Raw genomic sequence first — 10431 nt, 5'->3', positions numbered from 1 at the left:
TCCGAACTCAGTAGTGAAACGTAATAACGCCGATGGTAGTGTGGGGCTTCCCCATGTGAGAGTAGGGCATCGCCAAGCGCCAAATTAGAGAGAGCCGATATCAGTGATGATATCGGCTTTTTTGTGTCTAAAATTTAGGGTCTGGTAGTTGTCTGCGGTTAATTAAACGGCCAGGATGGTCAGAGTGTTGATCGGGTAGCTTGAGTATCAAGATGTGCAGCCGTGATAGACAATAAAAAAACCGCCGACAGCTGGCTTTTTATATTTTGGGTTAACTATTTTTTAGTTTAAATTATATCGGTAGTTGATCACGTGCTTTTAATTTCATCTGCCGGATAGGTTTTCATATTTTTGTCGCAAAAACCAACATGTCGTTTTTTCTACATTGCATAGTTAGTTCGTATGCTCCACAATTCCAGTAGGTTATCAGTCTGGAGTTACCGTGTTTAATCTTTATCATTCGAATCAGTTAGATATTTTAAAAGAGCTTATGGCTCACTTTATTGCTAAAGATCCACTTGCCGACCCTTTTGTCGAAGAACAAGTTTTGGTGCAAAGTCCGGGTATGGCGCAATGGGTGAAAATGGAGTTAGCGAAGTCGATGGGTATATCGGCTAATATCACCTTTCCATTACCGGCGTCTTTCATTTGGAAAATGTTCCAGAAAGTATTACCTAATATCCCAGACAAAAGTGCTTTCAATAAAGAAGCGATGTCGTGGAAGTTAATGCTGATACTGCCTGATTTATTAGAACAAATTGAATTCGAATCATTAAAGCATTATTTAGCGGATGACACCGATGATTACCGCCTATTTCAGTTATGCCAAAAAATATCGGATACCTTTGATCAATATTTAGTGTATCGACCTGAATGGGTTGCGGCTTGGGAGTCTGGTGAAAATGTCCACGCGGATACACACCCTTGGCAACCGCTATTATGGCGCGCGTTAGTCACAAAGACAGAAGAACTTGGTCAATCTCATTACCATCGTGCCAACTTATACGATCAATTTATTGCACGTCTTCATCACCCGAGTTTTGATGCTACGCTTTTACCTGCACGGATATTTGTATTCGGTGTTTCAGCACTACCTCCGCGCTATTTAGATGCGCTACAAACGCTTGGCAAACATACTGATGTTCACTTTATGTTATCTAATCCGTGTCGATTGTATTGGGGTGACCTTATCGACCCTAAGTGGCTGTTAAAACAACGTACTATGCTTAATCATAATAATGAAAAGTTGGGAATGAGTAATAAAGTTAGCGCGAGTGATGAAGCTACAGTTCGTGCTTTATTTGATGAAGATGACGCCTTTAAAGTTGGTAATCCATTATTAGCTTCCATGGGTAAACTCGGTCGTGATAACTTGGCGTTATTAACTGGATTTGGCTGTCAGGAATTAGACGTATTTATTGAACCGACAAGCGAAGGCTTACTGGCTAGTATCCAGCGGGATATTTTAGATTTATCCGATCGCAGTATGGCTGAATTTAGTTCGTCAATAAATGATGGTTCAGAACCTGATAGCTGCTATAAGCTTGCTGTTAGTATAACTGATTCTTCACTTGAGCTGCATAGTTGCCACAGCCCGATGCGAGAAGTCGAAGTACTGCATAATAATCTGCTAACAATGTTTGCGGAAAATCCAGATTTAAACCCACGAGATGTGGTTATCATGATGCCTGATGTGAATGGCTATAGCCCTTATATTCAAGCTGTGTTTGGTGCCATCGATCGTTATGATGAACGTTATATACCGTTTTCAGTTTCTGATAGTGGTGCACAATATGATAATCCTATCCTACTCAGTTTTTTACAGTTACTGGCTTTACCTTTATCACGCTGTAATGTCTCTGAACTATTATCGTTATTAGAAGTACCCGCGGTGCTAGCTCGTTTTGCTATTACACCTGACGAGTTTAACCGATTGCGTCAATGGATTGATGAGTCGGGTATCCGTTGGGGATTAGATGAGGATGACGCTACACGCTTTGATTTGCCTGGTATGAAGCAAAATACCTGGTTGTTTGGCTTACATCGCATGCTGTTAGGCTATGCATATGGTGGTGATGATATTTACCAAGGTATCTTACCGTATCCAGAAGTGCAGGGTATTGAAGCTGAATTATTAGGTAAACTGGCTCAATTTATTGAAGCGCTATTAGATAGCATTACCTCATTGCAAGATCCTAAATCGATTGTGGATTGGATTAAATTAGCCAATGCACTCATTGATAGTTTTTACAAAATTGATGTCGATGATGAGCAATCGATAAAGATTATTCGCGATGCTTTTTCTCATCTTGATGAGCAATTAAAAAGTGCCAGTTACGACAAATTAATTACACCCTTGGTATTACGTGATTATTTAAATAATTCATTATCCCAAGTGGGTTCAAGCCAAAAATTTCTTGCTGGACAAGTTAACTTTTGTACGCTGATGCCAATGCGTTCAATACCTTTTAAAGTCATTTGTTTACTTGGTATGAATGACGGTGTTTATCCGCGTTCGATACCACCGATGGGCTTTGATTTAATGGCGAATGATCACAAACAAGGTGATCGTAGTCGTCGTGATGATGACCGTTATCTATTTCTAGAAGCGTTGATTTCAGCACAAAGTAAATTATACATTAGCTACATAGGTAACAGCATTCGCGATAAGAGTGAACGTTTGCCATCTGTATTGATTACTGAGTTATTGCAATATTGTCAGCAAAGCTTTTGTATTGCGGGTGATGAACATCTTTCACCAGATGAATCAGCAGAGCGTTTGTTGAGTCATTTAATTAATCATCATGCATTGCAGCCTTTTGATGCGCGTTATTTTAATCCTGAGTCGCCAATGTCTTTCGCGAAAGAATGGTTACCCGCATTAGTGCCGAATGTTGAATTAAGAGAATTCTTAAGCGAGCCTTTGCCGGCATTAATTGTTAACGATGATACTCAAGAAATTGAGTTAGCGGAGTTATTGCGTTTTTACCGTCATCCAACCAAGTATTTCTTTAACCGACGTTTGAAAGTTTACTTTAACCAAGCAAGTCTTGATGTCTTAGATGATGAACCTTTCGATGTTGATAATTTAGAAAAATATCACCTTAAAGCGCAATTGCTAGAAACAGAATTAGCGGGTGGAGATGTTGCACAGGTGACTGCTCGGTTAGTTGCCTCTGGTAGTCTGCCTCTAGGTCGATTTGGACAAATATCATTAAACAAAGAAGTGGCTACGGTAAGTCAACTTGCTCAGGTGTTAACACCTCTGTTAACTAATAATAATGATGATATCGAAGTCGATATTCCGCTGGTATCTGGGCGCTTAGTTGGTTGGTTAAAACAAGTATATAACGGTGGTTTGGTACGACATAAGCCAAGCGGGTTCAATGGTAAAGACTACTTACAAGTTTGGTTAGAGCACTTGTGCTTTTGCATTAGTGTTAAAAATCCGATGCCGACTACTTTAGTTCATTTAACCGCGGGTAAACCTATCGTACAAAGCCTGAAAGTAATTGAGCAATCTCGAGCGCGAGAATTATTATTTCAATTACTCGAAGTATATAGCGATGGTTGTTGCCAGCCTTTTGCGCTATTTCCAAAAACGGGCTGGGGCTGGGCAAAGGCCATGTGTTCAAGTTCTGAACCTGATGAATATAAATTACGTGCTGAAGCATTGTTAAACTTTGAAGGTGGTTATAACCGTATGGGTGAAAATGCGGATGATTACTTACAGCGCAGTTTTCCACGTTTAAATGATGACGTTTATGACTTGATGAAAGCATCCTCTGAAACCACACTATTTCCGATATTTGAATACTTAGAGGATGTTGAATAATGGCTGATGTAAATATTCTAAATGCAATGACGTTTCCTTTATATGGAGAGCGCCTCATTGAAGCATCTGCTGGTACGGGTAAAACCTTTACCATCGCCAGTTTATATCTGCGTTTACTTTTAGGGCATGGCTGCGAAAATGCTTATCACAAAGATGGTGAAAACCAACTTCTCACGGTTGAACAAATATTAGTTGTAACTTTTACGGAAGCGGCAACTGCAGAATTACGCGATCGTATTCGCGCCCGTATTCATCAAGCGCGGATCGCATTTAGTATTCGTCACAGTAACGATCCCGTGATCAGCTTGCTGCTGGCTGATATTAAAGAGCAAGATTACGGACGTTGTGCAAAATTATTATTAGCTGCAGAAAGACAAATGGACGAAGCGGCGATTTATACTATTCATGGTTTCTGTCAGCGCATGCTTAAGCAAAATGCATTTGAATCGGGAGCATTATTTGAAAGTGAATTTATTACCGATGAGTCCCAACTAAAGTTTAATGCCGTTGCTGATTTCTGGCGTAGTCATTTCTATCGCTATAGTGATGGCATGGTGGATATGGTACATAGCTTTTGGTCATCGCCTCAAGCGCTATTACGAGACATTGCTGGGTACCTCTCTAATACTGATATTGAGTTTATTGCCAAAACAAGCAGTGATGATATAGCTGAAGATTACGACAAACTCGTGGCCTCGATTCAGCAAGTCAAAGCGTCGTGGTTTAAAAACGTAGGCGATCTTTGTGAGTTGATTCAAGCGGGGAATTTAAACGGTAATAGCTACCGTCCTGCAAGCGTATCGAAATGGTTACATGAAATGCTGACGTGGTCGCAATCAGAAACCACACAAAACGATCTACCTGATTGCTTAGTTAAGTTTTCCCAACATGCTTTAACGACGAAAACCAAAAAGGGTAAAGCATCACCAGAGCATCAAGTATTTGATGATATTGAACGCTTATTAGAGAAACCATTATCGCTTAAAGATTGTTTCATCGTTAAAGCCGTTGAATACGTGCGTGCGCGTGTGATGAAAACTAAAAACCAATCACAGCTGTTGTCGTTTGATGATCTGTTGTCTGGGTTATCAGATGCTCTCACTGGCGACCAAGCTGTTAGTTTAGCGGAATGTATCCGCAGCCAATATCCAATCGCGATGATTGATGAATTCCAAGATACCGATCAACAACAATACGATATTTTTAATACCATTTATGGCAAGCAAGATGGTGCTGGTTTATTCATGATTGGCGACCCGAAACAAGCGATTTATAGTTTCCGTGGCGCTGATATTTTTACCTACATGCAGGCGCGTAAAAATGTTGAAGCTCACTATACGTTAGCTAAAAACTGGCGTTCTTCGAATTCGATGGTTAGTGCAGTTAACCGCGTATTTGAACATGCCAATAAGCCGTTTATTTATGAAGATAGTATCAGTTTCCAGCCTGTTGATTCACAAGGTAAAAGCAAGCCATTGTTATTAAATGGAATTGAACCAGCGGCGCTACAATTGTGGCTACATGAAGAAGAAGACCAAAAAAATATCACCAAGGGTCGATATCAACAAGTTTATGCCAAGGCGACTGCGAACCAAATTGCGACCTTATTGACGGATGCCCAGCAAGGTAATGCCATGCTATCGGGACGTCCGATAAAAGCAGGTGATATCGCCATTCTTGTGCGTACTGGTGCTGAAGCTAAATTAGTCCGTGATCAGCTTGATGCTTTATCTATTCCTAGTGTTTATATGTCGAATCGCGAAAGTGTATTTGCCAGTCGTGAAGCGCGCGAGTTGTACCATATCTTTGCAGCCATATTAAATCCTGAAGATGAGGGGTTGTTACGTGCGGCATTAGCGACAGCTATTTTTGAAAAACCTGCCATCGAATTAGACCAGCTCAGTAACGATGAAAAAGTGTGGGAGCAAACGGTTGCTGAATTTAAGTTGTACCAAAATACCTTACAGTGGCAAGGCTTCTTACCGGCATTAAGATTATTGCTTAATAAGCAGAATATTGCCGCGATCATGCTTTCTGCGCAAGGTGGTGATCGCCGTTTAACTGACGTTCTGCATTTAGGTGAACTATTGCAAGAAGCAAGTTTAGAGCTTGATGGTGAATACAGTTTATTCCGTTGGTTTGGTGAGAAGATTGAAAACCCTAATGGTGATGCACAAGAGCAATTAGTTCGTTTAGAAAGTGAAGCAGACTTGGTGCAGGTTGTTACGATCCACAAATCCAAAGGCTTGGAATATAACTTAGTATTCCTGCCATTCATTTGTGCGACCAGACAAGCATCAACGCCGCTTTATCATCAAGATGGGCATACTTATGTGCATCTTGATTTAGATGATGCTGATGCACTCGAAATAGCGAAAGAGCAAGCGGATGAAGAGCGTTTAGCGGAAGATTTACGTTTGCTTTATGTTGCGTTAACGCGTGGTGTTTATGCAACGTGGTTAGGACTTGGCGCGGTTAAAATGGGTAATTCTCATAATAAGATGCACCTTAACGCAATGGGCTATCTATTACAGCAAGGCGAAGAGTGCAAAGATACCGAATTTTCAACCTGTGTTGAAAAACTTGCAGAGCAACAAGCATGCGCAGTGATTGTGGAACCGCCGTTAGCAGCAGTACCTGCTTACCAGCCTGTTGCTGAGCCTGTGGTAACCTATCAAGCTAAAATCATGACCAACCCGATCAGTAAGAATTGGTGGGTAACGAGTTATTCGGCATTGTCTCGCCATCGCTCTAACAGTTATTCTAGTTACGATGCATCACTGGAATTACCGGGTTTTGATGCTGAAGTGAATACCGAGAAAGATGAAGAGAAGGAAATGAGTTGGGATATTTTTAGTTTCCCACGTGGTGCTGCCGCCGGTACTTTATTACACTCTGTGTTTGAGCATATTGACTTTGCCAATGTTGATGAAGAAGCGTTAACCGAACAGATCTTACAATTGTTAGAACGTGAAGGTTACGATATTGCTTGGTTACCTGTTTTACTTGAATTGGTTAATCAGGTACTGGATTGTCCATTACAAGATGGTTTTAGTTTACGTCAACTAACGCCCTCACAAAAGAAAGTTGAGATGGAATTCTTCATGCCTATCTCATCGCTTAATTGTGATGATTTAAATGTATTGATAAAGCAGCATGACGGATTATCTCAGCAATCGGGTGAGTTAGACTTCCAGCAAGTCAGTGGTATGTTAAAAGGTTTTATCGATCTGGTGTTTGTTTATGAAGGCCGTTATTACGTACTTGATTATAAATCTAACCATTTAGGTGATAGCCAAGTTGAGTACACCGCCGATGCGATTGATCATGTCATGATTGAGCATCGATATGAGCTGCAATATCAGTTATATACCTTGGCATTACATCGTTTTCTACGTTCGCGTATTCCAGATTATAATTACGAACAGCATTTTGGTGGTGTCTATTACTTATTCTTACGTGGGATGAGGGTTGAGACCGGCAATGAATATGGCGTGTTTTTCACTAAGCCCTCACTCGACTTTGTTATGCAGTTAGATGACTTATTTTTAGGAGAACTCGCATAATGCGCATACTTCAGTGTTTAAAAGAATTGGCGAATGAAAATCAGATCCGTCAACTTGATTATCAATTTGCTCGATTTATTAGTAATTATGAATCTGATCCCGCGATTATTTTATTAGCCTGTTTAACCAGTTATCAACTGGGGAAAGGTCATGTATGCATTGATTTACAGCGTATAGATAGTAATGCGTTATTTGATCTAAACTTAACCCGTTCACACTTATTATTGACGGAAATATCCAGTCGCAGTGAGTCTTGGCCTAATTTATTAGCAAACTCAGCGGTTGTGGGTGAGTCTGCACCACTGCAGTTCGTTAGTGATGCGGGTAAATTATATTTACAACGTTACTGGGCTTACGAGTTACAAGTTGCGCAGCAGTTGAAGAGTTTAGCTAAACAAAGTCAGCAGCCTGATTTAAGTGCCAGCCTTAACCGCTTATTTAAACGTGATTACGGATTCCTATTTCCTATTTTAGCGAAAGAGCGAGAAGCTAACTTTAGTGCGCAATCGTTTGTAGCGAAATACTTAGACGTAGTCAAGAAAGGCCGTATTAGTTGGCATGATGTGGAGCAAGTATTGCTGACAGCTAAGAATGCCCAAGAGTTACATGCCTTAGATAGTTTGATCCCCGAAGCCTATTGCCTTAACTGGCAGAAACTATCTGTTGCTGTTGCTGCGACACGTCATTTTTCGGTGATATCCGGTGGCCCTGGTACGGGTAAAACGACCACAGTAACGAAATTATTAGCCTTGTTAATTGAGCAAGGTTTATTAGCCCAGCAGGCGTTAACCATTAAGCTTGTCGCCCCAACGGGTAAAGCGGCGGCTCGTTTAACAGAGTCGATTGCCGGTGCGAAGGGCAAGTTAGATTTACAGGTCAGTGTGGCTGATTTAATTCCTGAGCAAGCAGGGACAATACATCGATTATTAGGTGTTATCCCCAATCGACAAGCATTCCGCCACAATAAAGATAACCCGTTACACCTTGATGTACTGGTTGTTGATGAAGCCTCGATGGTAGATTTACCGCTGATGGCGAAATTGTTAGCGGCATTACCCCCCCATGCTCGATTGATATTACTGGGTGATAAAGATCAGCTGGCATCGGTAGAGGCGGGCTCTGTATTAGCTGATATCTGTGCTTATGCAACTGCCGGTTATTCCGCTGGGCAAGTGAACTGGTTATCTAAGACTACCGATTATGATCTCAACCAATACCAAGCAACAGATGCGACGGCGATATATGACAGCCTCTGCTTATTACGTAAGAGCTATCGTTTCGATGCCGAATCGGGTATTGGCTGTTTAGCAGGGGCTGTGAATAGAGGCGATCTAAACGAATTTGATAGCGTGTGGGAAAATCAGCATGATGATATTAATCTGCACCCGTTATCGACAGAAACCTATGACGCGCTTATTACGATGGCAAAAACAGGCTATCAAGATTATCTGGCTAAAGTCGTGGTATCACCGAGTGACGATGAAGCAAAATCGATACTACGTAGTTTTAATGATTTCCAAATTTTAACCGCGATCAGAGAAGGCGACTTTGGTGTTGAAGGTTTAAATCAACGCATTGAAAAAGCATTGCTTACAGCACGTCAGATCCGTAAAGACCAATCAGAGTGGTATGCCGGGAGGCCGATAATGATCACCAATAATGATCATGGTCTAGGTTTATACAATGGTGATATTGGTATTTGCCTGCAGGATGAAGATCGTCGCATGCGGGTTTATTTTGAAATGGCTGACGGTAATGTGCAATCTTTTCTACCGAGTCGACTGCCTCCGCATCAAACCGTCTTCGCGATGACCATCCATAAATCACAAGGTTCTGAGTTTAGACACACGGTAATGATTTTACCTAATCGCTTTAATCCAGTGCTGACCAGAGAGCTAGTTTATACCGGTATTACCCGTGCAAAAGAGCAATTAGACATATTCACCAATGTCACCGTCATGAAAAAGGCGATTAAATTACGTACCGAACGAGTGAGTGGATTAATGGCATTACTTAACCAAGATTAACGAATCGTAGATTTAGACCCTTAATTATCATTTATCCTAAAAAGGCAATGCTTTGTTATCGATTTTGCAAAAATATACACGAAAAGTTGGCGTTTGATCACGTTTATGCCTTACTTACCGTGTTATCTTCGCCGCGATTTTTCGTTAACGTATAAAGTGTTGTTTGAAGCCTTACTGGGAGAGTGTTTTGCTTAAGGATAAAAAAAGTCTAGTTAAAAATATTGGATTTCAAGTTGTTATTGCCATGATCATTGGCGCGGCAGTGGGTGCCTTCATGGGTGACGGTGCCGCTATCTTTGCGCCATTGGGTGCGTTATTCATTAATTTGATTAAAATGTTGGTGATCCCACTTGTCGCGGTATCGATAATTGCCGGTGCTGCGAATCTTGGTGATAGTCCTTCTGCAGGTAAAATTGGTGTTGGTACGTTTGTCTTCTTTATGCTGACATCTGCGATTGCTGTAGCGCTTGCCTTAGTAATGGGGAATATATTTGAACCGGGTGTGGGTGTTGATTTTTCTCAGCATACTACTGGTCTTGCTGTGGTAACTGCCGAGCAAGGTGCATTACCAAGTGTATTTGATACCATCATTGGCATGATCCCAACAAATGTATTTAGTGCGTTAACCAGTGGTAATATTCTGCAAATTTTAGTATTCAGTATCTTTTTTGGTATTGCGTTAACGAAAGTTGAACGTGAGCGTTCAAAACCGATCATGGATGGCTTAAACACCATTATCGATGCCTTTGTTTGGATGATTAACTGCGTAATGATTATTGCCCCAATTGGTGTATTTGGTCTAATGGCGGAATCGGTTGGTACCTTTGGCTTTAGCGCATTAGCTATAGTATTAAAATTATTTGTTGTCTACATTGTGGCGACTATTATCTACGCTTTTATCTTCTATCCACTGGTGGTGAAATTCTTCTCTGATACGCCAGCACTTAAATTTATATCGGCGATGAAGAAGCCACAAGCGCTAGCATTATCAACAGCGTCATCA

At 41.0% G+C, this 10431-nt stretch carries 4 protein-coding genes; all 4 read left to right on the top strand.

Annotation, left to right across the window (positions count from 1 at the left end; all coding sequences use genetic code 11):
- Positions 1 to 442: 442 nt before the first annotated feature.
- Positions 443 to 3835 carry an exodeoxyribonuclease V subunit gamma gene (gene recC, locus QNK26_RS07750; RefSeq protein WP_319222010.1) on the top strand — a complete coding sequence of 1131 codons (3393 nt, stop codon included), beginning with the start codon at positions 443 to 445 and terminating at the stop codon, positions 3833 to 3835.
- Positions 3835 to 7401, top strand: coding sequence for an exodeoxyribonuclease V subunit beta (recB, locus tag QNK26_RS07745; RefSeq protein WP_319222008.1), 3567 nt, complete (start codon positions 3835 to 3837; stop codon positions 7399 to 7401). The genes recC and recB overlap by 1 nt, the downstream gene beginning before the upstream one ends.
- Positions 7401 to 9428 carry an exodeoxyribonuclease V subunit alpha gene (recD, locus tag QNK26_RS07740; protein WP_319222007.1) on the top strand — a complete coding sequence of 676 codons (2028 nt, stop codon included), beginning with the start codon at positions 7401 to 7403 and terminating at the stop codon, positions 9426 to 9428. The genes recB and recD overlap by 1 nt, the downstream gene beginning before the upstream one ends.
- A 187-nt stretch (positions 9429 to 9615) precedes the next feature.
- Positions 9616 to 10431: dicarboxylate/amino acid:cation symporter (locus QNK26_RS07735; RefSeq protein WP_319222005.1), on the top strand; the 816-nt coding region annotated here is incomplete at its 3' end.

It is taken from the genome of Moritella sp. (assembly GCF_033791185.1).
Classification (GTDB): domain Bacteria; phylum Pseudomonadota; class Gammaproteobacteria; order Enterobacterales; family Moritellaceae; genus Moritella.
The sequence above is the reverse complement of the archived record's forward strand: the minus strand, read 5'-3'. Positions and strand labels throughout refer to the sequence as shown.

Coding starts and splice junctions, on each gene's coding strand:
- recD (WP_319222007.1), top strand. CDS start 7,401: ATGCGCATACTTCAGTGTTTAAAAGAATTGGCGAATGAAAATCAGATC.
- recB (WP_319222008.1), top strand. CDS start 3,835: ATGGCTGATGTAAATATTCTAAATGCAATGACGTTTCCTTTATATGGA.